The sequence below is a fragment of the Micromonospora sp. M61 genome, from assembly GCF_018070245.1.
Taxonomy (GTDB): domain Bacteria; phylum Actinomycetota; class Actinomycetes; order Mycobacteriales; family Micromonosporaceae; genus Micromonospora; species Micromonospora zamorensis.
In genome coordinates, this window is the sequence record NZ_JAGPYA010000057.1 from 16,333 (window position 1) to 40,778 (window position 24,446).

The 24,446-nt window shown below is 72.8% G+C and carries 21 protein-coding genes; 10 read left to right on the plus strand and 11 right to left on the minus strand.

Annotated elements, in window-relative coordinates:
* Positions 1 to 9: 9 nt before the first annotated feature.
* Genes KBX34_RS26240 through KBX34_RS26260 form a run of 5 tightly spaced genes read right to left on the minus strand, consistent with a single transcriptional unit; the run spans position 10 to position 7,532 of the window.
* A complete protein-coding gene (locus KBX34_RS26240) occupies positions 10 to 1,098 on the minus strand; it encodes a uroporphyrinogen-III synthase (RefSeq protein WP_088950205.1) in 1,089 nt (362 codons plus the stop codon).
* Positions 1,098 to 1,445: a nitrite reductase small subunit NirD gene (gene nirD, locus KBX34_RS26245; protein ID WP_210927546.1), complete on the minus strand. Its 348-nt coding sequence runs from the start codon at positions 1,443 to 1,445 to the stop codon at positions 1,098 to 1,100. Before nirD ends, KBX34_RS26240 begins: the two co-directional genes overlap by 1 nt.
* Positions 1,442 to 3,967: a nitrite reductase large subunit NirB gene (gene nirB / locus KBX34_RS26250; protein ID WP_210927548.1), complete on the minus strand. Its 2,526-nt coding sequence runs from the start codon at positions 3,965 to 3,967 to the stop codon at positions 1,442 to 1,444. Before nirB ends, nirD begins: the two co-directional genes overlap by 4 nt.
* The gene (locus KBX34_RS26255) at positions 3,964 to 5,403 is read right to left on the minus strand and encodes an FAD-dependent oxidoreductase (RefSeq protein WP_210927550.1); all 1,440 of its coding nucleotides are present in this window, start codon (positions 5,401 to 5,403) and stop codon (positions 3,964 to 3,966) included. Before KBX34_RS26255 ends, nirB begins: the two co-directional genes overlap by 4 nt.
* Positions 5,400 to 7,532 carry a molybdopterin oxidoreductase family protein gene (locus KBX34_RS26260; RefSeq protein WP_210927552.1) on the minus strand — a complete coding sequence of 711 codons (2,133 nt, stop codon included), beginning with the start codon at positions 7,530 to 7,532 and terminating at the stop codon, positions 5,400 to 5,402. The genes KBX34_RS26255 and KBX34_RS26260 overlap by 4 nt, the downstream gene beginning before the upstream one ends.
* 299 nt (positions 7,533 to 7,831) lie before the next feature.
* Here KBX34_RS26260 and KBX34_RS26265 point away from each other — a divergent pair, with 299 nt between their 5' ends.
* The 7 genes from KBX34_RS26265 (at position 7,832) to glmM (ending at position 13,289) form a co-directional block, all read left to right on the plus strand.
* Entirely contained in the window at positions 7,832 to 8,527 is a 696-nt protein-coding gene (locus KBX34_RS26265; protein WP_210927554.1) for a class I SAM-dependent methyltransferase, read from the plus strand.
* Between the two features lie 90 nt (positions 8,528 to 8,617).
* A complete protein-coding gene (locus KBX34_RS26270) occupies positions 8,618 to 8,875 on the plus strand; it encodes a DUF6364 family protein (RefSeq protein WP_141911149.1) in 258 nt (85 codons plus the stop codon).
* A complete protein-coding gene (locus tag KBX34_RS26275; RefSeq protein ID WP_088950198.1) occupies positions 8,865 to 9,158 on the plus strand; it encodes a hypothetical protein in 294 nt (97 codons plus the stop codon). The genes KBX34_RS26270 and KBX34_RS26275 overlap by 11 nt, the downstream gene beginning before the upstream one ends.
* Before the next feature lie 129 nt (positions 9,159 to 9,287).
* Complete coding sequence (locus tag KBX34_RS26280) at positions 9,288 to 10,670, plus strand: nitrate/nitrite transporter (protein WP_210927556.1); 1,383 nt, start codon at positions 9,288 to 9,290, stop codon at positions 10,668 to 10,670.
* Between the two features lie 209 nt (positions 10,671 to 10,879).
* Positions 10,880 to 11,323: a 50S ribosomal protein L13 gene (gene rplM, locus KBX34_RS26285; RefSeq protein WP_030489638.1), complete on the plus strand. Its 444-nt coding sequence runs from the start codon at positions 10,880 to 10,882 to the stop codon at positions 11,321 to 11,323.
* A 20-nt stretch (positions 11,324 to 11,343) separates the two neighbouring features.
* A complete protein-coding gene (gene rpsI, locus KBX34_RS26290; protein ID WP_088950196.1) occupies positions 11,344 to 11,817 on the plus strand; it encodes a 30S ribosomal protein S9 in 474 nt (157 codons plus the stop codon).
* Between the two features lie 116 nt (positions 11,818 to 11,933).
* Complete coding sequence (gene glmM, locus KBX34_RS26295; RefSeq protein ID WP_210927558.1) at positions 11,934 to 13,289, plus strand: phosphoglucosamine mutase; 1,356 nt, start codon at positions 11,934 to 11,936, stop codon at positions 13,287 to 13,289.
* 28 nt (positions 13,290 to 13,317) lie between these two features.
* Here the strand turns inward: glmM and KBX34_RS26300 are convergent, their stop codons facing one another.
* Positions 13,318 to 14,064: an ABC transporter ATP-binding protein gene (locus KBX34_RS26300; RefSeq protein ID WP_210927560.1), complete on the minus strand. Its 747-nt coding sequence runs from the start codon at positions 14,062 to 14,064 to the stop codon at positions 13,318 to 13,320.
* Positions 14,065 to 14,070: 6 nt separating this feature from the next.
* The gene (locus KBX34_RS26305; RefSeq protein WP_210927562.1) at positions 14,071 to 16,896 is read right to left on the minus strand and encodes an ABC transporter permease; all 2,826 of its coding nucleotides are present in this window, start codon (positions 16,894 to 16,896) and stop codon (positions 14,071 to 14,073) included.
* Positions 16,897 to 16,971: 75 nt separating this feature from the next.
* Between KBX34_RS26305 and KBX34_RS26310 the strand changes: the two genes are divergently transcribed.
* Positions 16,972 to 17,604, plus strand: coding sequence for a PadR family transcriptional regulator (locus tag KBX34_RS26310; protein ID WP_210927564.1), 633 nt, complete (start codon positions 16,972 to 16,974; stop codon positions 17,602 to 17,604).
* Here the strand turns inward: KBX34_RS26310 and KBX34_RS26315 are convergent.
* Together KBX34_RS26315 and KBX34_RS34315 are read right to left on the minus strand one after the other, a co-directional pair.
* Positions 17,570 to 18,763: a pyridoxal phosphate-dependent aminotransferase gene (locus KBX34_RS26315; protein ID WP_210927566.1), complete on the minus strand. Its 1,194-nt coding sequence runs from the start codon at positions 18,761 to 18,763 to the stop codon at positions 17,570 to 17,572. The two genes, KBX34_RS26310 and KBX34_RS26315, sit on opposite strands and share 35 nt — an antisense overlap.
* Positions 18,764 to 18,803: 40 nt before the next feature.
* A complete protein-coding gene (locus tag KBX34_RS34315; protein WP_210927567.1) occupies positions 18,804 to 19,073 on the minus strand; it encodes an MmpS family transport accessory protein in 270 nt (89 codons plus the stop codon).
* A 1,001-nt stretch (positions 19,074 to 20,074) separates the two neighbouring features.
* Between KBX34_RS34315 and glmS the strand changes: the two genes are divergently transcribed.
* Positions 20,075 to 21,988: a glutamine--fructose-6-phosphate transaminase (isomerizing) gene (glmS, locus tag KBX34_RS26325; RefSeq protein WP_088950192.1), complete on the plus strand. Its 1,914-nt coding sequence runs from the start codon at positions 20,075 to 20,077 to the stop codon at positions 21,986 to 21,988.
* Here glmS and KBX34_RS26330 read toward each other — a convergent pair.
* On the minus strand, positions 21,975 to 23,591 hold the full coding sequence (locus KBX34_RS26330; protein ID WP_210927569.1) for an alpha/beta hydrolase: 1,617 nt from the start codon (positions 23,589 to 23,591) through the stop codon (positions 21,975 to 21,977). The genes glmS and KBX34_RS26330 overlap by 14 nt on opposite strands.
* Entirely contained in the window at positions 23,588 to 23,884 is a 297-nt protein-coding gene (locus KBX34_RS26335; protein ID WP_210927571.1) for a hypothetical protein, read from the minus strand. Before KBX34_RS26335 ends, KBX34_RS26330 begins: the two co-directional genes overlap by 4 nt.
* Positions 23,885 to 24,058: 174 nt before the next feature.
* Between KBX34_RS26335 and KBX34_RS26340 the strand changes: the two genes are divergently transcribed.
* Positions 24,059 to 24,427 carry a holo-ACP synthase gene (locus KBX34_RS26340; RefSeq protein ID WP_141911139.1) on the plus strand — a complete coding sequence of 123 codons (369 nt, stop codon included), beginning with the start codon at positions 24,059 to 24,061 and terminating at the stop codon, positions 24,425 to 24,427.
* Positions 24,428 to 24,446 lie beyond the last annotated feature (19 nt).

Sequence of the window (24,446 nt, forward strand, 5' to 3'; positions counted from 1 at the left end):
CATGACGCGTCAGTCCACCCGGAGTCGGTAGCCGCGCTTCACCACGGTCTGCACCACGCGGGGTGCGCGCAGACCGGCCCGTAGACGGGCCACCGCCATCTCCACCGCGTGCTCGTCCGCGCCCCGGGGCAGCGTCCGCAGCAGCGCCGTGCGGGACAGCACCCGGCCGGGCGACTGGGCCAGGGCGCGCAACACGGCCATCGGGGCGGGCGCGAGTGGTCGCAACTCGCCGTCGATCACCGCAGCGTGCCCGCGCAGCGTGAGAAGGTGCCCGCCGGCCTTGAACGTCACGGTCCGGCGGGGCAACTCGTCGACGATCGTCCGCACCAGCGCCCCCAGCCGGGCCCGGCCCGGCGCGCTCACCGGCACCCCGCGCCGGAGCAGCGGCTCGGCGGTCACCGCGCCGACGCAGCTGGCGAGCACGTCGCCGCGGAACGCGGTGAGCAGCGCGTCGGTGCGGTCGCCGGCTGCCCGCAGCAGCGCCTCGGCCGCCGGTGCCGAGGTGAAGGTCACCGCGTCCACCAGTCGGCCGGCGATCAGGTCGATCAGCCGGTGCAGTGGCGCCGGATCGCTCGGTGGGGCCCAGCGATAGACGGGCACCTCGATCACTGTGGCACCGGCCGCCTCCAGCGCGAGGGTGCACTCGGGCTGTCGCTCACCGTGCAGCTGCATGGCGATCACCTGCCCGGCCACACCTCGCCGGCGCAGGTGGTCGACCACCTCGTCGCAGCTCTCCGAGGCCGGTGACCACTGGTCGTGCAGCCCGGCCGCACGGATCGCGCCGCGTGCCTTCGGGCCACGGGCAACCACGTACGAGCTGGCCAGCACCGAACGCAGCGGCTCGGCCAGCCCCCAACCCTCGGCCGCCTCCAGCCACCCGCGCATGCCGATGCCGGTGTTGGCCATCAGGATGTCCGGCGGCTGGTCGAGGCACGCGCGGGTCGCCTCGCGCAGCTCGGTGTCGTCGGACAGCGGCACGATCCGCAACGCCGGGGCGAGCACCACCCGGGCGCCCCGGCGTTCGAGCAGCGCGGCCAACTCGTCGCGCCGCCGGTCGGCGGTCACCCCGATGGTGAAGCCCGCCAGTTCTTCCCGCATCAAGCCTCCTGTCGCAGCCGCACCTCGACCAGCCCGTCGCGGCAACGCGCGTCGTGCCGTGCCACGGCCACCCCGGGCAGGTCGAGGCAGTGCCCGCTGCGCAGGTCGTACACCTGCTTGTGCAGCGGCGAGGCGACCGTCGGCACTCCGCCGCGGCTGCCGACGATGCCCCGGGACAGCACGTACGCCCCGGAGACCGGATCGCGGTTGTCGATCGCGAACAACCCGTCCGCGGTGCGGAAGAGGGCGATCTGTGCCCCGTCGACCAGGGCGGCGACCCCTCGGTCCGGTTCCAGGCGGTCGAGGGGGCAGACAGCGGTCCAGCTCAGCGTGGTGGTCAGGTTCATCGCCGTACCTCCGGTAGGCCCAGGGTGACCGGTTGCCGACGGTGCTCGAATCCGCCCGGGGGGTGCTCGCGCACCGGCACCGGTTGGCCGCGTTCCCGGGCGAAGGTGATGGACGGGTCGGGCACGTCGGGCGCGTTGACGAAGGAGGTGTAGCGGCGGAGCCGGTCCGGGTCGTCGAGCACGTCGCGCCACTCGTCGGAGTACGACGACACGTGCTGGGCCATCGCCGCGTCCAGTTCGGCGCAGAGCCCGAGCGAGTCGTCCACGATCACCGCGCGCAGGTGGTCGAGGCCGCCGTCCATCGCCTCGATCCAGCCGGCCGTGCGTTGCAACCGGTCGGCCGTGCGGATGTAGTAGATGAGGAACCTGTCGATCAGCGAGATCAGCGTGTCCGTGGACAGGTCGGTGGCGAACAGGTCGGCGTGCCGGGGGCGGAAGCCGCCGTTGCCGCCGACGTAGAGGTTCCAGCCGGTCTCGGTGGCGATGATGCCGAAGTCCTTGCTGCGCGCCTCGGCGCATTCGCGGGCGCAGCCGGACACCGCTGACTTGATCTTGTGTGGAGCCCGTAGCCCTCGGTAGCGCAGCTCCAACGCGACGGCCAGCCCAACCGAGTCCTGCACGCCGTACCGGCACCAGGTCTCGCCCACGCAGGACTTCACCGTCCGCAGCGCCTTGCCGTACGCGTGACCGGACTCGAAGCCGGCGTCCACCAGCCGCCGCCAGATCTGCGGCAACTGCTCCACCCGCGCCCCGAACAGGTCGATGCGCTGCCCACCGGTGATCTTCGTGTAGAGCTGGAAGTCCCGGGCCACCTCACCGATCACGATCAGCTTCTCCGGGGTGATCTCACCGCCCGGGATCCGGGGCACCACCGAGTAGCTGCCGTCGCGTTGCAGATTGGCCAGGAAGTGGTCGTTGGTGTCCTGCAACGACGCCTGCTCACCGTCGAGCACGTGGCCGCTGCCCAGCGAGGCGAGGATCGACGCCACCACCGGCTTGCAGATGTCGCAGCCGCGCCCCCGGCCGTGCTCGGAGACCAGCCGGGAGAAGGTGCGGATCCCGCGTACGCGGACGATCTCGAACAGCTCCCGTCGGCTGACGTCGAAGTGCTCGCAGAGGGCGCTGGACTGCGCCACACCGGCCGCGTCCAGGAGCTGCTTCAGCATCGGCACGCAGGAACCGCAGCTGGTGCCGGCCCTGGTGCACGCCTTCAACGCCGGCACGTCCGCGCAGCCGTCGGCGATGGCGGCGTCCACGTCGCCCCGGGTCACCGCGTTGCAGGAGCAGACCTGGGCGGCGGCGGGCAGCGCACCCGCGTCCGCCCCACCGCCGTCCGGGGCGAGCAACGCCAGCGGCGCGGCCGGCAGCGGGCCGCCCACGCTGGCCCGCAACGTCGGGTACGCGCTGGCATCACCGACCAGCACCCCGCCGAGCAGCGTGTGCGCGTCGTCGGAGAGCACCAGCTTCGCGTAGACCCGGGTGGCCGGGTCGGTGAACGTGACGTCCAGACAGCCTGGGGTGGTGCCGTGGGCGTCGCCGAACGAGGCCACGTCGACGCCGAGCAGCTTGAGCTTGGTGGCGGTGTCCGCGCCGGGGAAGGTGGCCGCGCCACCGACCAGCCGGTCGGCCACCACCTCGGCCGTCGCGTACCCGGGTGCGACCAGGCCGTGGCAGGTGCCGTCGACCGCCGCGCACTCGCCGATCGCCCAGATCCGCTCGTCGGTGCTGCGGCAGGTCGCGTCGACCAGCACCCCGCCGCGCGGGCCCAGCGGCAGCTCGGCGTCCCGGGCGAGCTGGTCCCGGGGCCGGATACCGGCGGCCACCACCACCAGCTCCGCGTCGAGCACGCCACCGTCGGACAGCTCCAGTGCGGCGACCGCCCCGTCCGGGCCGGGTCGGATCGCGCTGGTCGCCACCCCGAGGTGGGTCCGTACGCCCAACTCGTCGACGTAGCGCCGCAGCATCGCGCCACCGGCCTGGTCCACCTGAACCGGCATCAGCCGGGGCGCGAACTCGACCACGTCGGTGCTCAGGCCGAGCAGCCGCAGCGCGTTCGCCGCCTCCAACCCGAGCAGCCCGCCACCGATCACCGCGCCGACCCGCCGGCCGGAGGCGTATGCCCGGATCGCCGCCAGGTCGTCCAGGGTCCGGTAGACGAAGACCCCGGGCAGCTCCGCGCCGGGCACCGGTGGCACGAACGCGTACGAGCCGGTGGCCAGCACCAGCGCGTCGTAGTGGTACTCGCCGACGCCGGTGGTCACCACCTGCCGGACCCGGTCGATGGACGTGGCCGGCTCGCTCAGACGCAGCCGCACCCCGTCGTGCGGTGTGTACAGGTTGAGCTCGCTCTCACCCACCCCGTCGAAGTACGCCGAGAGCCGCACCCGGTCGTACGCCGGGCGCCGCTCCTCGGCCAGCACTGTCACCCGCCAGCGACCCTCCGGGTCACGGGCGCGCAGCGCGTCGACGAAGCGCTGCCCGACCATGCCGTTGCCGATGACGACCAGATCGCCGCCGCTCATCGCGTCACCTCCACCGATTCCGCCTGGCTCAGCCAGTCGACGATGCCGCCCACCGCGTCCCGGCACCCGCCGCATCCGGTGCCGGCGCGGGTCGTCGCCACCACTGCGTCGACAGTCCGGTCCCCGGAGCGCCAGCTCCGTACGAGTGCGCCCTTGCTCACCGTGTTGCACTGACAGACAGTGGCCGCGTCCGGCATCAGCGCCGGTGACGCGGCCGGAGTCGCGCCGACCGTGCCGAGTGCCCGGCCCAGCAGGAGCGCCCGCCGGTCGGCCGGCACGGGGTGACCACGGTCGAAGAGCTGGATCACCGTGCCGACGGCCGGGTTGTCGCCGAGCAGGATCGCGCCGATCAGCCGCTCGTCGCGGATCCGCAGCCGGGCGTATGTGCCCCGGGCCGGGTCGGTGAAGGTCAGTTCCTCACCCGGCCCGCCACTGACCGCGTCACCCATCGAGGCCAGGTCGATCCCGGCGGCCTTGAGCCGGGTCACCACCGGCTGGGGCCGGTACCGCGCGAGCGGGTCCGTCCCGGCCAGCACGTCGGCAAGCACCCGGGCCTGCGCCCAGGCGGGTGCGACCAGCCCGGTGAGCACACCGTCGTGCTCGGCGCAGTCGCCGATCGCCGAAATGGACCGGTCGTCGGTGCGGAGCCGGTCGTCCACCACCACGCCGCGCCGGACGTTCAGCCCGGCGGCCCGCGCGAGGGCGGTGTCCGGGCGTACGCCGCAGGAGAGCACCAGCAGGTCGGCGCGCAACGTCCGGCCGTCGGCCAGGTCGAGGCGTACGCCGGTGGCGTCGGCGGCCACACCGGTCGCCGGCACCGCGAGCTGCACGGTGACGCCGAATCCGGCGAGGGTGCCGGCGAGCACCGCACCGGCCGTCGGGTCGAGCTGCCGTTCCATCAGGTGTTCCCTCGGGTGCACCACTGTGGTGGCGAGCCCTCGGCTGGCCAGCCCTCGTGCGGCCTCCAGGCCGAGCAGCCCGCCGCCGAGCACCAGCGCGGTGCGCGCGCCGTCAGCCGCGGCGAGGATCCGCCGGCAGTCGTCCAGGGTTCGGAACGGGACGACCCGCTCCGGCAGGTCCGCCGGGTCGAGGCCGGGCAGTGGCGGCACCACCGCGCGTGCGCCCGTGGCCAGCACCAGGTGGTCGTATCCGATCCGTTCGCCGTCGTCGGTACGGACCTCCCGGGCGTACCGGTCGACGGCGGTCACCGGTACGCCGCTGCGCAGGTCGATGCCGTGCCCGGCGGCCTCGGTCAGCTCCACGTCCGGCTCGTCGATCCGGCCGGCCAGCAGGGTGGAGAGCAGGATCCGGTTGTACGCGCAGTGCGGCTCCGCCCCGAGCACTGTGACCTTCCGGTCCCCTTCGCGGGCGTGCAGCTCGCCTGCGAGGCGGGCACCTGCCATTCCGTTGCCGACGATCACCACCCGGGCCGTCATGCCTTCTCCACCCGTACCGCGCAGATCTTGAACTCGGGCATCCCGGAGATCGGGTCCACCGCGTCGTTGGTGACCGAGTTGGCCCGTCCCGCACCCGGGTAGTGGAACGGCGCGAACACGGTGTCCGGTCGGATCCCGGCGGTGAGGCGCGCCGGGGCGCACAGCTCACCCCGGCGTGAGGTCACCCGCACCGGGTCGCCGTCGCCGATGCCCAGCCGGGCGGCCAGGTCGGGGTGCAGCTCGACGAACGCCTCCGGGGCGGCGCGCCGCAGCGCGGGCACCCGGCGGGTCTGGGTGCCGGACTGGTACTGGGCCAGCACCCGGCCGGTGGTGAAGTGCAACGGGTACGCGGAGCAGACCTCCTCGGCGGCCGGCCGGTGGTCGACGGGGTGGAACCGGGCCCGGCCGTCCGGGGTCGCGAACCGCTCGGCGAACAGCCGTGGTGTGTCCGGCCCGTCCTCGGTCGGGCAGGGCCACCAGACGCCGTCGTCGCCGTCGATCCGGGCCCAGCTGATGCCGGCGTAGTCGGCGATCCCGCCGGCGGAGGCGCGGCGCAGCTCGGCGAAGACGGCGGCCGGGTCGGCCGGGAACCGGGCTGCCGCCTCGGTGGCCGCGGCCTCGTCGGGGGCCAGTCTCGCCGCGAGGGCGGAGATGATGTCCAGGTCGGTCCGGACGTCCGGTGGGGGTGGGCGCAGCGCCCGGCGACGCAGCACCCGACCCTCCAGGTTGGTCATGGTGCCGTCCTCCTCCGCCCACTGCGCGGTGGGCAGCACCACGTCGGCCAGCGCGGCCGTCTCGGAGAGCAGCAGGTCGGCGACGACCAGCAGGTCGAGATCGCGCAACCGGCCCTCGATCCGGGACGCCCGAGGCGCGGAGACCACCGGGTTGGAGCCGAACACCAGCAACGCGCGGGGGCCGTCCGGTGTGCCGAGCGAGTCGAGCAGTTGGTAGGCCGGCACACCCGGGCCGGGCAGCTCGTCGGCCGGCACCCCCCAGACACCGGCCACGTGCTCCCGGGCCGCCGGGTCGTCGATCCGCCGGTAGCCGGGGAGCTGGTCGGCCTTCTGCCCGTGCTCCCGCCCGCCCTGGCCGTTGCCCTGGCCGGTGAGGCAGCCGTACCCCGAACCGTCGCGGCCGGGCAGGCCGAGGGCGAGGGCGAGATTGACGTACGCGGTGACCGTGTCGACGCCCTTGGCGTGCTGCTCGGCGCCGCGCGCGGTCAGGATGATCACGCGACCGCCGGTGCCCAACGCGCGGGCGGTCTCTTCCAGGTCGGCCACCGGCACACCGGAGAGCTGCTCTGCGCGGGCCGGCCACCAGGCGGCGACGCTGCGGCGGACCGCCTCGAAGCCGGTGGTGCGTTCGGCCACGTAGGACCGGTCGACCCACCCCTCGGTGAGGGCGATGTGCAGCAACGCGTTGGCCACCGCGAGATCGGTGCCGGGCAGCGGTTGCAGGTGCAGGTCGGCCTGGCGGGCCGTGGCGGTGACCCGGGGGTCGACGACGATCAGCCGGCCGCCGCCCCGGCGCTGTTCGGTGAGCCAGCGCACCAGCGGTGGCATGGTCTCCGCCGGGTTCGCGCCGACCAGCAGCAGAGTGTCGGCCCGGCCCAGGTCGGCCAGCGGGAACGGCAGCCCACGGTCGATGCCGAAGGCGCGCATCCCGGCCGCCGCCGCCGAGGACATGCAGAACCGTCCGTTGTAGTCGATGTGCCGGGTGCGCAGCCCGATCCGGGCGAACTTTCCCAGCGCGTACGCCTTCTCGTTGGTCAGGCCGCCGCCACCGAAGACGGCGACCGCGTCACGGCCAGCGTCCTGCTGGACCGCGCGGATGCCGGTGACGACCCGGTCGAGCGCGGCGTCCCAGCTCGCCGGGCGCAGCTCACCGGTGGCCGGGTCGCGCAGCAGGGGAGTGGTCAGCCGCTCCGGGTGGTCGAGCAGCTCGGCGGCGGTCCAACCCTTCTGGCAGAGCCCGCCCCGGTTGGTGGGGAACTGGCGGGGGTGGACCGAGACCCCGGTGTCGTCCTCGCGCAGCGTCATGCCGCACTGCAGCGCGCAGTACGGGCAGTGCGTCGCCACCTCCCGGGGCGCCAACCCCGGTCGAGTTGCCGACCATGCACCGTCTGTCATGTCGGCAAAGCGTGCCGCCGGGCGGTTTCCGGTCCGGGTCTCTTCTGTTTCGGTCCTGTCAAGTGGGGCTCACACCGCACGCGGGCACGGCAGAGGACGGATGGTCGCCAGCGATCGCTGCCCCGGCGCGGCTCGACCCCGGACATCGCCGTTCCGGCTCCGTTGCGGCGGAATCCGCTGTGACTTCGCGTGCGGTGGGAGGTGCGAGCCGGAGCCTTTGGAGCTGAATCGCTGACGACATCAGCGTCGTTCATTGGCTTATAATGTGGGAAAGTTGTCTCACTAATTGGGAGAGCGCGATGAGCGTGACGGACGTCTTCGACGCGGTGGCCGGCACCTACGACGAGGCGCGCAGGCGGCTCGTGCCCTGCTTCGACGCCTTCTACGGCACGGCGGTCGAGGTGGCCGCGCCACCGCTGCGGGCCGCGCTCGCCGCCGGTCGTACGCCGGAGGTGTTGGACCTGGGCGCCGGCACCGGCCTGCTCTCGCTGCTGCTGGCCGCCGCGGTGCCCGGTGTCCGGCTGACCCTGGTCGACGGGGCGCCGGCGATGCTCGCCCGCGCCACCGAGCAGTTGGACGCCCGGTCGGTGCCGCACCGGACGGTCCGGGCCGACCTGGCCGACCCGCTGCCCGCTGGCCGGTACGACGCGGTGGTCAGCGCGCTGGCGATCCACCACCTCGACGACGAGGGCAAGCGGACGCTGTACCGGAGGGCTGCCGGCGCACTCGCGCCCGGCGGGGTGTTCGTCAACGCGGAGCAGGTCGCCGGCCCGACTCCGGAGTTGGACCGTCGCTACGACGAGGTGTGGATGCAGCGGATCACCGAGCTGGGCGCGTCCGGTGAGGAGATCGCCGCATCCCGGGAGCGGATGCGGCACGACCGGCCGGCGACGGTCGGCGACCAGTGCCGGTGGCTCGCCGAGGCGGGCCTGATCGACGTCGACTGCTACTTCAAGGAGTGGCGCTTCGCGGTGTTCGGCGGCCGGGCCCGGTGAACATCGCCGGTATGTGCGTTTCGGCGGCGGGGGGCGAGCCGGCGGTCGCGTGGATGACTGTCGGTCACACCGGTGGGTAGTCTCAGCGGCATGACTGCCAAGGTGACTCTGTCGTTTACCGACGAGACGATCGAGGAGGCCCGGCGGTTCGCCAAGCGCGAAGGGCTGTCGCTCTCCGCATGGATGGACCAGGCCGCCCGCGAGAAGGCGCTGCGCGAGGTGTTCACCGCGCACGCCGCAGCCGTGGGCCGCGCCGGTCTGGACCTGGAGTCCGCCGCTCTCGCCGACGCCCGCGAGGCGGGCATGGTCAACGATCTGCTCTCCGGCGGACGACCGCGTGCTGCGTAGGGGAGAGGTCTGGCGCATCGAGGGCGCCCGGGAACGCCTCGGCCTCGTGGTCAGCTCGGACGTCTACAACTCCACCGACGTACCCATCGTGATCGTGGTCGAGGTGGTGGAGGAGTCGCTGCTGCGCGACTCGCCGCTCGCCGTGTCGATGGGCCGGTACGTGGTGATGCCCGACCGCATCTCCTCGCCCATGAAGAAGTGGTTCACCGACTGCGTGGACGTCGCCGACACCGACACCATGATCCGGGTCGGCCGTGCGCTGCGCATCCTGCAACAGCTCTGAGCACCGACCTCACCACCGCCGCCGGCCCGTGGTGCGGTCCCCGTTTCCGGGCCGACCCGCGACGGGCACTGCCAGGTAACCGGGCGTTCCTAGCGTTCCTCCTCGTCACATCGACGAGGAGGAGCCGCCGTGAGCACGCTCACCAGCACCGCAGTCACCACCCGGCCGCCGGCTGCCACCGGGCGCGCGCGCCGGCTCGACGACTGGCGCCCCGAGGACCCCGACTTCTGGCGGGTGACGGGCGCGCCCATCGCCCGGCGCAACCTCTGGGTCTCGATCTTCGCCGAGCACGTCGGCTTCTCGGTGTGGAGCCTCTGGTCGGTCACCGTGCTCTTCCTCGGCCCCGCGTACGGCATCGACCCGGCCGGGAAGTTCCTGCTCACCGCCGTGCCGGCCGCACTGGGCGCGGTGCTGCGCCTGCCGTACACGCTGGCGGTGGCGCGCTTCGGCGGGCGGCGCTGGACGATCATCAGCGCGCTCCTGCTGCTGGTGCCCACGGTGCCGATGACGGTGCTGCTGGAACCCGGGGTGTCCTACTCCACGCTGATGGTGCTCGCCTGCCTGACCGGCGTCGGTGGCGGCAACTTCGCCTCCTCGATGGCGAACATCAACCTGTTCTACCCACAGCGGCTCAAGGGTCGGGCCCTCGGGCTCAACGCCGGCGGCGGCAACCTCGGCGTACCCGCGGTGCAACTGGTCGGGTTGGCGGTCCTCGCCACCGCCGGTGCCGCGTACCCCCGTCTGGTGCCGGCGGTCTACCTGCCGCTGATCGTGCTGGCCGCGCTGGCCGCGGCCCGCTGGTTGGACACCGTGCCCGGGGCGCGCAACGAGCCGGGCGCGCTGCGTGAGGCGGCCCGCGACCCGCACACCTGGGTCATGTCGGTGCTCTATGTCGGCACCTTCGGCTCGTTCATCGGGTTCGGTTTCGCCTTCGGTCAGGTGCTCCAGCTCCAGTTCGCCGAGCGGTTCCCCACCCCGGTCGACGCCGCCTGGCTGACCTTCCTCGGCCCGCTGGTCGGTTCGCTGATCCGCCCGCTGGGCGGGCACCTGGCCGACCGGTTGGGCGGTGCCCGGGTGACCTTCTGGAACTTCGTGGCGATGGCGGCCGGCGCGGGCACCGTGCTGTACGCCGCCCGGGAACGGTCGTTCGGGCTCTACCTGGCCGGGTTCCTCGCCCTGTTCGTCTTCTCCGGCATCGGCAACGGCTCCACCTACAAGATGATCCCGGCGATCTTCCGGGCCCGGGCGGCGGACGCCGTGACGTCGGGTCGCCGCGATCCGGAGGCCGCCGCGCGGTGGGCGCGGCGGATGACCGGTGCGCTGATCGGCATCGCGGGTGCCGTCGGGGCGTCCGGCGGGGTGCTGGTCAACATCTCGTTCCGACAGTCGTTCCTGAGCTCCGGCAACGCCGACGCCGCCTACCTGGCCTTCATCGGCTGGTACGCGTTGTGTTTCGTGGTCACCTGGGTCGTCTACCTCCGGCCGAGGGCCGATCGGCTCGCCAACGTGTGAGCTGGGCCACGGCTGGCGTGTCGCCGCGCACGAGCGCACCCCCGTTTTGACCTGCGGACGGGGCGCCGGGTATCGTTGCCTGCTGTTGTACGACATCCAGAGGCGTGCCCCATCAGGTACGCTTGGTCGTTCGTGCGCGCTGGTCCGGCCTGCAAGATCTGGTCACCTCGGCGCGCGACCCCAGACCGACGACGAGACAAGGTAGACCTGTGCGTACGTACAGCCCGAAGCCGGGTGAGATCGAGCGTCAGTGGCACGTCATCGACGCCTCTGATGTCGTGCTGGGCCGCCTGGCCACCCACGCCGCCACGTTGCTGCGTGGTAAGCACAAGCCGACTTTCGCGCCGCACGTCGACACGGGCGACTTTGTCGTCATCGTGAACGCGGGCAAGGTTGCGTTGACCGGCAACAAGCGCCAGACCAAGGTTGCTTACCGCCACTCCGGTTACCCGGGTGGTCTGAAGCAGATTGGCTACGAGGAGCTGCTGACCAAGCGCCCCGAGCGGGCCATCGAGCTGGCCGTGAAGGGGATGCTCCCGCACAACAAGCTCGGCCGTCAGCTGATCAAGAAGCTGAAGGTCTACGCCGGTGCCGAGCACCCGCACCTCGCGCAGCAGCCGGTGCCGTTCGAGATCAAGCAGATCGCGCAGTGAGCGCGGGCGAAGGAAGCAGCATGACCGACATCACCGAGACCGAGGTCGCCCCGGAAGCCCCTGAGGCCACCGAGGCGCCGGCGCCCGTCGCCCGCGCGCCTCGCGGTGACCGGCCGATCCAGACCGTGGGCCGCCGCAAGCAGGCCATCGTCCGGGTCCGTATCGTCCCGGGCACCGGCAAGATCACCTGCAACGGCCAGGACCTCGAGGCGTACTTCCCGAGCAAGGTGCACCAGCAGCTCATCAAGGACCCGCTGGTCACCGCCGAGAAGCCCGAGCAGTTCGACGTCATCGCCAACCTGCACGGCGGCGGCACCACCGGGCAGGCCGGCGCGCTTCGGCTGGGCATCGCCCGCGCGCTGATCATCAACGACCCGGACGACCGCCCGGCCCTGAAGAAGGCCGGCTTCCTGACCCGGGACGCCCGGGTCAAGGAGAGCAAGAAGTACGGCCTCAAGAAGGCCCGTAAGGCTCCTCAGTACTCGAAGCGCTGATCTTCAACAGCGCGTTGTACTTCTGACGGACGGCCGGTCCGCCTCCCCGCTAGGGGGAGGTGGGTCGGCCGTTCCGCTTTCTCCTCATTGGCAGTGCTCATCGGAGGTTGGCGGGTATGGGTCGGTTGTTCGGCACGGACGGCGTACGCGGGCGGGCAAACGCGGATCTCACACCGGAGTTGGCGTTGGCGCTCGCTGTGGCCGCCGCGCACACGCTCGCCGAGACGGACCGCAGCCACCCGCCGCTCGCCGTCGTCGGTCGGGACACCCGGGCCAGCGGCGAGATGCTGGAGGCGGCCGTGGTCGCCGGTCTGACCAGCGCCGGCGCCGACGTGGTGCGGGTCGGCGTGCTGCCGACCCCCGCGGTGGCGTTCCTCACGGCAGAGACCAAGGCCGACCTCGGGGTGATGCTCTCCGCGTCGCACAACCCGATGCCGGACAACGGCATCAAGCTCTTCGCCGCCGGCGGGCACAAGTTGCCCGACGAGATCGAGATGCAGATCGAGGCGGCCGTCGAGACGAACGCCACCACCGCCTGGGACCGCCCGGTGGGTGCCGGCGTCGGCCGCGTGCACGACCTTCTCGACGGCGCCGACCACTACGTCCAGCACCTGGTCAGCACCGTGCCGCACCGGCTCGAAGGCATCAAGGTCGTGGTCGACTGCGCCAACGGCGCCGCCGCCGAGGTCGCCCCGGTCGCCTACCAGGAGGCCGGCGCGGAGGTCATCGCGATCCATGCCGAGCCGAACGGCCTGAACATCAACGACGAGTGCGGCTCCAACCACATCGAGGCGCTGCGTGAGGCCGTGGTCGAGCACGGCGCCCACCTGGGCATCGCCCACGACGGCGACGCCGACCGTTGTCTGGCGGTCACCGCCGACGGCGACGAGGTGGACGGCGACGAGGTGATGGCGATCCTCGCGCTGGCCATGCGGGATGCCGGCACGCTCACCCAGGACACCCTGGTGGCCACCGTGATGAGCAACCTCGGGCTGCGGCTCGCGATGTCCGCGCAGGGCATCCGGCTGATCGAGACCAAGGTCGGTGACCGGTACGTGCTGGAGGAGCTGCGCGCCTCCGGGCTGGCGCTCGGCGGTGAGCAGAGCGGTCACATCGTGATGCCCGCCCACGCCACCACCGGCGACGGGGTGCTCACCGGCCTGCACCTGATGGCCCGGATGGCGGCCACCGGCAAGTCCCTCGCCGAGCTGGCGTCGGTGGTCACCAAGCTGCCCCAGGTGCTGATCAACGTGCCGGTCGGCGACCGGACCGTCGGTGCCGCCGCGCCGGCCGTGCGCGCCGAGGTCGAGCGGGCCGAGGCGGAGCTGGGTGAGACCGGCCGGGTGCTGCTGCGCCCGTCGGGCACCGAGCCGCTGGTCCGGGTGATGGTCGAGGCGGCCACCGAGGCGACCGCCCGTGAGGTCGCCGAGCGGATCGCCGAGCTGGTCCGCACCGCCAGCCCTGTCGGCTGAAACCGCCGGCCCGGCTACGGCTGTGCCGTCACAGCCGTAGCCGGGCCGCCCGTTCGTACGTCTCGGCCGCGTCCTCGCCGTCGGTGAGGTCGAGGTCCTCGGTGACACGTCCGTCGTTCAGGCGGATCAACCGGTCGCAGCGGGCGGCGATGGCCTGTTCGTGGGTGGCGAGCAGGATGGTCATGCCGTGCCGGTCGCGAAGGTCGAGCAGCAGGTCGAGGATCTGCCCGCCGGTGGTGGAGTCGAGGTTGCCGGTGGGCTCGTCGGCCAGCAGCAGACCCGGTGCGCCCATCAGTGCCCGGGCGATGGCCACCCGTTGCTGCTGGCCACCGGAGAGCTGCGCCGGGAGGGCCCGCTCCCGCCCGGTCAGACCGACCGCGTCGAGCAGCTCCCGGGCCCGTGCCGCGTGGTCGGCCCGGCCGCGCTGCGGCAGCACCGGGGCGATCACGTTGTCCAGCACGGTGAGCGCCGGCAGCAGGTGGTAGCGCTGGAAGACGAACCCCACCCGCTGCCGGTAATGGGCCAGCGCGGCTCGGCGCAGGTTGTTGACCACCACGCCGTCGACGACGACGGAGCCCTCGTCGGGTTGCTCGATCGCACCGATGAGGTGCAGCAACGTCGACTTTCCCGACCCGCTCGGCCCGGTCAGCGCCACCACCGAGCCGGCCGCGATGGTCAGGGACACGTCGTCGACCGCCGTCAACCGGTCCGCACCGCTGCCGAATCCTCGTACCAGGTGGTCGACCGAGATCGCACTGCCGCTCTGCTCGCTCATGGTCTGCTACTCCTCTGCCAGTAGTCGGGCGGGCCGCAGACGCGGCAACAGGGCGGCGGGCACCAGTGCGGCGACAGTGCTCACCAGGGCGCCCGCCAGCGCGACCAGCGCGGCCACCAGGAGCAGCGCTCCCGGAATGGTGCCGATCAGCCAACCCGCGCTGGCCAGGCCGACCGCCGCGCCGGTCGTCGACCCCACGAGCCCCAGCGCCAGACCCTCGTAGCCGACCAGCCGGCCGAGTTCGGCGTCCGTCCAGCCGATCGCCCGCAGGGTCGCCAGCTCGGCGGCCCGGTCACGGATGTTCAGGTAGAGCACGTCCGCGACCGCCGCGGCGCCGAGCAGCACGGTGGCCGCGGCGGCCACGGTGTCCGCGCCGCGGACGCTCAGCGAGACCACATCGCCGAGCAGACTGCCGACGATCGCACCCCGGAACGCCCACGCGGCGGCACTGACCAGCGTCAGCGCGGCCACCCCGATCGCCAGCGCGCCGGCGCCGAGGAACGTGCGTCCGGGGGTGCGGGCCAGGTTGACCAGGGCCAACCCGAAGAGGGTGCGGGGCCGGCGTACCCAGCCGGCGGGAGCGACGATCGGGCGGAGGGCGGCGGCCGGGTGGGCGCGCGCGGCCCGCAGCGCCGGCACCAGGCCGGCGGCCAGCGAGAGCAGCAGGGCAATGGGTACGGCCAGGGCCGACCGCCGCCAGTCGACGTCGATGCCGAGCGCGATCCCGAGCGGGACCGCGAGGGCCAGTGAGAGCAGACCCGCGATGAGCCCGAGCAGAGCGACCTCGCCCAGGATCAGCGCCGCGATGCGGCGGACCGGCCAGCCGAGACAGGAGAGCACCGCCAGCTCGGAGCGTCGGTCCCGGACGGCCGCGCTGACCGCGTTGGCGAGGAACAGCACGCAGACCACCAGCACCAGCACGAAGAGCACCAGGCTCTTGCGGTCCACCGCCTGGGTGATGATCGAGGCCACGCCGAGTGCCGACCAGCTCTCGGTCAGCCGCAGCATCGGCCGGCCGAACGAGCCCGCGGGCAGCTCCACGGTCTGCGGTGCGGGCGACGAGCCGAGGGTGATGTCGACGTCCAGCCCGGTGCGCGCCGCGATCTGCTCGGCGATCAGCCGGACCCGTTCGGCCGAGCGCTCGCTGTAGCCGCCGACGTCGGCCACCCGTACCCGGATCGCGCTGATCGGGGCCTTGGCCTGTGCCCCGCCCCCGCCCTCCAGGAGTTTCGGGACGCTGCCGAGGTTGGTGAGGAGCAGCGGCGGCGCCGACAGGTAGCCAGCGGGGTTGCCGCTGGGTGCCAGCGGCTGACCGCCAAGCGCTGCCCGGCTGCGGTCGTCAGCACCCTGTGCCGTCGGCGCCTGGTAGGTCTCCAGCGGCAGTTGGCCGAGGTCACTGAAACCGGCCAGCCGGCCCGGGTCGAAGACACCGACGGCCCGCCAGAAACGATTGGCCGTGCTTCCGCCGGTGGGTAGCGGCAGCGCCCGTATCGATCGGGAACCGGTGTCGTCGGCCAGCCAGGGCCGGGGCAGTGGGTTGTACGCCTTCTCCTGGCCGTACACCTCCGGGTTGCCGGGCGGCTGCGCACGGGCCCGCAGGGTGCCGTCGGGCAGCCGGTCGTACTGCACGTCGCTCGACTGCACGACGCTCTGGAGTTGACCGACGCAGCACCCGCCCGGCGACAGCTCCTCGGTCAGCATCGCCTGGTGCCCGGCGGTGAGGTCGTACCGACCGGACCCGGCCGGAGTCCCGCCAGGGCGGCTCAACGTCTTCTCCAGGTCGATCGCCTCCACCCCGGCGGGGCTGATCGCGAGTCGGGTGAACCTGGCTGCCAGCGACTCGTCGATGAAGGGTCGGTTGGTGACGAGGACCGGGACCTCGTAGTTGTCCGCTGTGCCCCGGCGGTTGACGGCGACCGTGTCGTCGGTGCGCACGGCCCGACCGGTGACCACGGCCTCGTCGAGGCCGACAAGTTGTTGCTCGGCCGTCGGGTCGACCGCAGCCAGGAGGAACGGCACGGTCAGGTCGTACGCCATCACCAGCCGGTCGGAGGGTGTGGAGGAGCCGTCCCGGTCGGTCGCGAGGATGTACGAGTCGGCTTGGAACCGGCCGTCGGGCAGCAGTTGGACGGCGTGCAGGGACCAGTCCTCGCGCTCGGAGTAGGTTCCCGGGTTGCCCAGCAGCCCGTATCCCGGGTCGCAGATGGGAAGGCTGCGCCCGTCCGGCTGCACCTCGCGCGGGGTCGGTCCGCAGGTGTCCGACCAGGAATAGGACCGCCCGTCGGAGTACGGGACGGCTTCACTGTCGGTTCCCCAGTCGATCCGGGGGTAGATCAACGGCTTCGTGGTCACGTACACGTACCGGGGTTTGCCCGGTGCGCTGGAGAGACCACGTTCGGCGTGGAAGGTCGGGTCGACCCGGATGACCTGGCGATCCAGCGAGCGGTCGACGGCCTCGGTGAGGTCGATCGGCGTCGGCAGCAGGGTGGTGGAATAGCCGAGCATCGCGATCGGTGCCGCCACCTCGATGCCGGGGACTGCCCTCACCTGCTCGTACTGCTGGGTGGTGATGCCGCCGAAGAGCCCGGAGAGATAGTTGGGGCGGACCAGCCCACGCTCGGCTTCGAGCGGAGTGCGGGTCCCCTTCGGACGGACCAGGATCTCGTAGGCGACCCGGGTGTTGCGCTCGACAGTGCCGGTGACGTCCAGGCGAGAGGTGGTGGTGGCGCCCGTCAGGACCACGAAGCCGGTGGTGGCCACCAGCACGCCGATCACCAGCGCCACCGACCGCCCCGCACGGCCGCGCAGCTGTCTCCAGATGAAGCCGAGCATGTCGCGCCTCCCCGTGTGCTGTCTCCCACTCTGCGCGATACATTGTGACAATGCAAGGCCCGTACCGGAGGTGACATGGCGATCCAGCACGCTGTCCTCGCCCTGCTCGCTGGTGGCCCCAGCCACGGCTACCAGCTCAAGGGATCGTTCGAGGCCGCCGTCGGCCCGCAGTGGGGGCCGCTGAACATCGGCCACCTCTACCAGATCCTCGACCGGCTCTCCCGGGACGAGCTGGTCGTCGCCGAACGGCAGCCGCAGCCGATCAAGCCGGACCGGGTGGTCTACGAAATCACCCAGGTCGGCCGCGCCGAGCTGGCACGGTGGCTGGCCGAGCCGAGCCCGCGCAGCGGGGGATTCCGGGACGACTTCTTCCTCAAGGTCACCGCCGCCGCCCGGTCCGGCTCCGCGGCCACCGTGCGCGCGGTGCTCAGCAACCAACGCGGGCACCTGCTGCGCGAGTTGCGCAATCTGGACGGCCTCCGGCGTGCCGCCGAGGACCCGGTGGTCGGGTTGCTGCTCACCGCGGCGAGCCGGCACGTGACGGCCGACCTGTCGTTCGTGGACGACGCCGAGTCGGTGCTGCTCGGCGACGGGGGCCAACTGCTGACCCGGCTCGCGACACCGCCGGCGTCTCAGTCGTCGAGCGACCCCGGAGCGGCCCTCGGCGGACCGGTCAGTGGCTCGGGCTCAGAGCGCGCAGCCGGCTGACCGCCTCGGTCAGCACCTCGGGGCGCTTGCAGAACGCGAACCGGACCAGCCGTCGGCCCGCCTCCACATCGTCGTAGAAGACCTGCGTCGGCACCGCCACCACACCACAGCGCTCCGGCAGCGAACGGCAGAACTCCACCCCGTCCCGGCCGCCGAGCGCGGTGATGTCGGCGGTGACGAAGTATGTCCCCTCCGAGTCGAGCACCTCGAACCCGGCGTCGGTGAGACCACCGACGAGCTGGTCACGGCGCTGCTGGAGCCCGTCGCGGAAGCCGGTGTAGTAGTCGTCCGGCAGCGCCAACGCCACTGCCACCGCCGGTTGCAGCGGTGCCGCGTTGACGAAGGTGAGGAACTGCTTCACCCGCAGCACCGCCGAGACCAGCGCCGCCGGGCCGCTCGCCCAGCCGACCTTCCAACCCGTGCAGGAGAACGTCTTGCCGGCCGAGGAGATGCGCAGCGTCCGCTCCCGCATCCCGGGCAGGCTGGCCAACGACACGTGCGGGCTCGACGCGTCGGTGAAGACCAGGTGCTCGTACACCTCGTCGGTGACCGCGTACGCGCCGAACTCCTGACACAGCTCGGCGACCAGCGCCAACTCGGTCGGGGTGAAGACCTTGCCGGTCGGGTTGTGCGGTGAGTTGAGCAGCACCAGTCGGGTGCGCGGGCCGAACGCCGCGCGCAGCGCCGCCGGGTCGAAGGCGTACCGGCCGTCGGCCGCGGGCCGCAGGGTCACCGGTCGCCGGACCGCGCCGGCCAAGGCGATCGAGGCAGCGTACGAGTCGTAGTACGGCTCGAAGCACACCACTTCGTCACCCGGTTCGCAGAGGGCGAGGATGCTGGCCGCGACTGCCTCGGTGGCACCCGCGGTGATGACGATCTCGCCGTCCGGGTCGTACGACAGGTCCTGGAACCGCTGCTGGTGGGCCGCGACCGCCGCGCGCAGGGCGGGAATCCCCGGGCCGGGCGGGTACTGGTTCTGCCCGCCGCGCAGCGCCTCGGCGGCGGCGGCCAGCATCTCCGGCGGACCGTCGGTGTCCGGGAAGCCCTGCCCGAGGTTGACCGCGCCGGTGCGCACGGCGAGGGCGGACATCTCGGCGAAGATCGTCGTGCCGAACGGCCGCATCCGGGCCACCAGCGGGTCGACATCGGTGCTCGTCACCTGCGCCAGCCTAAGGCCACACCAGGGCCGAACCCCAGCCTCACTCGGGCGCGCACCAGATGCTGCCGTAGCTCCGCTCCTTGAGGACCACCGGCGTGCCGGTGCCGCTGATCGTGACGGTGCATTCGAGGAGACCCTCGTATTCCATATCGACCCAGTCGGCCTCCAACCTGACCCGGCTCGCGCCGTTTGTCCGGATGGTGGTGCGCCAGGGGAGCTTCGCGCTGTCGACGTGGATCAGGTCGCTCTCGGCGTCGAAGTACGCGATGTCGGCCTCGCCCGATCCGGTGACCTCGTAGACCACCGTCACCGGGGCCGGCCCCGACGTCGGTCGGATGACCGGCTGCTTGCTCGGGGTCGGGGGCGCGGGGCTGGGTCGCTCGGGAATGGGCGCACGTGTGGTGGGCGCGGTCCAACCGTCGTCGGGAACAACCCACGGCTCCTCGGCGATCGGCTCCGAGCCGGGTCTGTCCAACAGGAAACCACTCGCGCAGAGGCAACCGCAGACGGCCAGGACCAGTGCCACGAAGACCGCGACGACGATGCCGACGATCCGGCCGCTGCTCGTGGTCGGGCTGCCGCTGGCACGCGGCTGGCCGGGGTAGGTGTACGGCGGCGGATAGCCGTGGGGCGGCCATCCGGCTGACGGCGGCCAGTGCGCGGGCGGTGGCGCACCGGTAGGCGTGGGCCATCCTGCTGCCGGAGGCGGCCCGGCGGCCGTCGGATCCGACGGGTCGGGCGGGGACGGCGACCACGGCGACGCCGGTGGCCCGGGCGTCCACGGGGTCGGCGGCGGTTGGGGCGTCCACTGGGTCGGGGGCGGCGACGGGGTCCACGGCGCGGCCGGAGTCCACGGGCCTGGCGCCCACGGCGCCGGCGGTGCCCACGGCTGAGCCGGTGCCAGTGGGTCGGGCGCCGGGAGCCCAGCGGGGGAGGGCGGTGCCGTCGGATCCGGTGGCAACGGAGAGGCCGGGCGCAGCGGGGACGGCTCGGGTGCCGACCCCGACGTGCCGCCGGGTGCCGGGTCCGATGGTGGGGAGGGGGACGGATCGGGCGGGGGCGCGTCGGACATGGCTGCTCCGGGCGGGAGTGGGTATGGGACGAACGGGCCGAGGGCGGGCGCGCCGAACCCGCCGAGAGACTGTCGTACCCGACGGCGCGCCGCAACCCCCGTCACCTCCGGGCGGCCCCGCCCGGCCTGCGATGCTCGTCCCCGTTGCGCCCCGCCAACCCCCGATCGCTCAGATTCCGTGATTGATAACCCGACTTTCGAGCACCCATCATGAGTGAAACTGGGTTAGGCTGCGGGCCATGTGTGGAATCGTGGGATACGCGGGCGCGCGCCCCGCACTCAGCATCGTGCTCGACGGGCTGCGGCGGCTGGAATACCGCGGCTACGACTCGGCGGGCGTCGCGATCGTCTGCGACGACCGGCTGCTGACCGAGAAGAAGGCCGGCAAGCTGGCCAACCTTGAGAAGGTGCTGTCCGAGCGGGCCGCCGACGACCCGACCTCCTGCGCGGCCAGCCCGATCGGCATCGGTGACGGCACCACCGGTATCGGGCACACCCGGTGGGCCACCCACGGCGGCCCGACCGACCGCAACGCCCACCCGCACGTCGCCCCCGACGGCCGGGTCGCGGTGATCCACAACGGCATCATCGAAAACTTCGCCAAGCTCCGTAACGAGCTGGAGGCCGACGGCGTCCAGTTCACCAGCGACACCGACACCGAGTGCGCCGCGCACCTGCTCGCCGCCGCGCTGGCCGACCTGCGCGCCGCCGGCCAGCCGGACAGCCCGCAGCTGCTCGCCGCCGGCATGCGGGTGGTCTGCCAGCGGCTGGAGGGCGCGTTCACCCTGCTCGCGGTGGACGCCGGCGTGCCCGGTGCGGTCGTCGGCGCCCGGCGCAACTCGCCGCTGGTCGTCGGCCGCGGCGACGGTGAGAACTACCTGGCCAGCGACGTGGCCGCGTTCATCGAGCACACCCGGGAAGCGGTCGAGCTGGGCCAGGACCAGATCGTCCTGATCACCGGTGACAGCATCGAGATCACCGACTTCGACGGCCAGCCCGCCGCCGGCAAGGACTTCCACATCGACTGGGACTCCTCGGCCGCCGAGAAGGGTGGCTACGACTGGTTCATGCTCAAGGAGATCGAGGAGCAGCCGCAGGCCATCGCCGACACGCTGCTCGGCCGGCTCACCGAGACCGGCGAGATCGCCCTCGACGAGGTCCGCCTCAGCGACCAGGACCTGCGCGACGTCGACAAGATCTTCATCGTGGCCTGCGGCACGGCGTACCACGCCGGCATGGTCGCCAAGTACGCCATCGAGCACTGGACCCGGATCCCCTGCGAGGTGGAGCTGGCCAGCGAGTTCCGCTACCGCGACCCGGTCCTCGACCGGTCCACGCTGATCGTGGTGATCTCGCAGTCCGGCGAGACGATGGACACCCTGATGGCGCTGCGCCACGCCAAGGAGCAGAAGGCCCGGGTGCTGGCGATCTGCAACACCAACGGCTCGACCATCCCCCGTGAGTCGGACGCCGTGCTCTACACCCACGGCGGGCCGGAGATCGCCGTCGCCTCCACCAAGGCGTTCCTCACCCAGGTCGTCGCCTGCTACCTGATCGGCCTGCACCTGGCCCAGGTGCGCGGCATCAAGTTCGCCGACGAGGTGGGCGCGGTGGTCGCGCAGTTGCAGGAGATCCCCGGCAAGCTGCGCGAGCTGCTCGACCGGATCGAGCCCGTCCGTGAGCTGGCCCGGGAGCTGAAGTCCGAGCCGACAGTGCTGTTCATCGGTCGGCACGTCGGCTACCCGGTGGCCCTGGAGGGCGCGCTGAAGCTTAAGGAACTGGCGTACATGCACGCCGAGGGCTTTGCCGCCGGCGAGCTGAAGCACGGCCCGATCGCCCTGATCGACAAGGGCACCCCGGTCATCTGCGTGGTGCCCTCGCCGGTCGGCCGGGGCATGCTGCACGACAAGGTCGTCTCCAACATCCAGGAGGTCCGGGCGCGCGGTGCGCGGACCATCGTGATCGCGGAGGAGGGCGACGAGGCGGTCGTCCGGTATGCCGACCATCTCATCTACGTGCCGCGTACGCCGACGCTGCTGGCCCCGCTCGTCACCACGGTGCCGTTGCAGGTGCTGGCCGCCGAGATCGCCGCCGCCCGTGGACACGACGTGGACCAGCCCCGCAACCTGGCCAAGTCGGTCACCGTCGAGTAGGCCCCTCAACGACCTGGCCCAGCACGACCCGGGCCATCCCGTCCAGCGCGGGATTGCCCGGGTCCCAGTAACCGGTGTGGCCTCCTCGCCCACTGCCGAAGACCCGACCGCCGAATCCGGGATCCGACGGGTCGTGACCGAACCACAGCTCGTGGCCGGTCCGGTCGGGCCAGGCCAGCGCGGCGGCCAGCGGAGCCGCGCCGGACAGCGCACGTCGGCCCATCTCGTCCACCGGAAGGGCCCCGCGGATCACGTCGTCGGGAGCGCTGCTCGCCCAGACCTCCCGGGCGGGCACGCCCAGCTCGGCGGCGTGCGACGCACCGACCCCTGGGGAACCGACAAAGACCAGAGCGTCGGCGGCCAGCCCGTGCTCCCGGGCGGCCATGCCCACCACCAGTGACCCGTAGCTGTGCCCGAGCACGGTCTGCCGGGCCGGTGGCCCCTCGTGGGTGGCCCGCAGCCCCTCCTGGAAGCGGTGCAGCGCCGGGCCGGCATCGCGTGCCAGACCTGCGAAAGCCGCGTCGGTCACGAAATCCGGGGCGTCGTAGTCCAACCAGAGCACCGCCGCGCTGCGTTCAGTCGGGGCGAGCGTGGTGCACCGGTCCAGCACCCGCGCCGCCCTGCCCAGCTCACCGGGGGCGTCGTCCAGCCCGGAACCCATCCCCGGCACGTAGGTGAGCACCCGGTCGGCCTGGTCCGGGTCGCCGAGCGCCAGCACCACCCGACCCTCACCGGCCGTATCCAGCCCCAGCAGGTATGCCCGCGGCTCCCCGTCGCCCGCCAGTCGTCCGCCCAGCGTGTCCAGACCGGCCAACCGCTCAGCCAGCCCGCGCAGCCGGACCGACGCGAGCGCCCCCGGTGGCAGGCGCGTCAGCAACCGCCGCCGCTCGGCCAGCAGCTCCTCCCGCCAGACCCCGAGCCGCAGCCGGTTGGCCTGGTCGCGGGCGGCCACCGGCACCCCGTCCAATCGGCCGACCAGCGCCGGCTCGTGCCCGATCAGCCACCGTCGCTGCGCCGGTGTCAGACCCGCCCACCAGGCGCGGACCAGGGTCGGCGCCGCACCGGGGGCCGGCCGGTCCGGCGGTGGCGGGGAGGCCCAGCCGGTGCCGGCGGCCCGAGCCAGCTCGTCCAACCGGTCGGCGGCGGCCCGGTCCGCGGCACCGGCCTCGTCGAGCGCGTCCCGCAGGTCTGCCGCCACCCGGGCCGCAGCCACGCCGGCCCGCTCGGTCGGCCGGGCCCGGGCGGGATCGACGTGCACCCCACCCGAGCGGTCCACCAGCAGGCCGGCCGCGTCCGCCAGGGCGACCGCATCGGCGAGCCGTGCCTTCGCCACGGTCAGCCGGCCGCCCAACTCGGCCAGCACCTGGTCGACCTCGATCAACACGGGTGCGACCGACGTCAGCTCGTCACGAAGACCGACGAGCCGGGCGTCCGCCGCCGTGGCCGCCGCGCCCGACCAACCGCCCCGCAAGCGCCCGTCCGCGGTACGCAGCTCACCGACGCGTCGGTCGACCAGCCCGGTCAACCCCGCCCAGGCCGTCCCGGCGGCCCGCCACCCGCTCGGATCGGCTGCCCACAGGTGTCGGTAGGCGACGCTGCTCACCGGTGCAGGGAGGCGAACCGGTCGGCCGCCCGGTCGTCGACCGACTCGTACGCCTCGGCCGCGGCCCGCATCCCGGCGGAGGCCGCCGTGACCCGAGCACCCACCAGGCACAACCAGGAGTGCACGGCTGCCTCCACCCCGGCCAGGGCCGCGCCGGCTCGCCACTCGGGTGCCGTCACCAGCAACCCGGGCACCCCCGCGAGGCCCAGCGCCAGCCGGTGCGCCCCGTCGTCGAGCACCACGGCGACCGCGCGCAGCTCCTCCGGCCGGACGACGAACGGCTTATCGGTCATGACCACACCCCCACCGACGATCGGGATCGACGCGCTGACGCTAGGCGCGTACCGGAGGTCGTCGAGTGCCCTGTGGACAGCCGGCGTTGAGGCGTACCCCGGCCTGTCCACAGGCGTTGCCCACCGCGGGCCCGACGGCTAATCTGCGGCCCCGGCCGCCGGTAGGGTGAAGTGGTGATCGTCGCTGTCGGCATCGACGTCGTCCTGGTCGACCGGTTCGCCCGGGCCCTGGCACGGACGCCGCTGCTCGCCGACCGGCTCTTCACCACTGCCGAGCGACACACCCGCGCCGGTGCCCCGCGATCACCGGAGTCCCTTGCCGCCCGCTTCGCCGCCAAAGAGGCCGTGGCCAAGGCGCTCGGCGCTCCGGCCGGGCTGAGCTGGCACGACTGCGAGATCGTGCCCGACCCGGACGGCCGTCCCTGGCTCGCCGTCTCCGGCACGGTCGCGGCGGCGGCCGACGCGCGTGGGGTCAACCGCTGGCATCTCTCGTTGTCGCACGACGGGGGGATCGCGTCGGCGATGGTGGTCGCGGAACGGTGACGTCGGCTGGGCGGGCCAA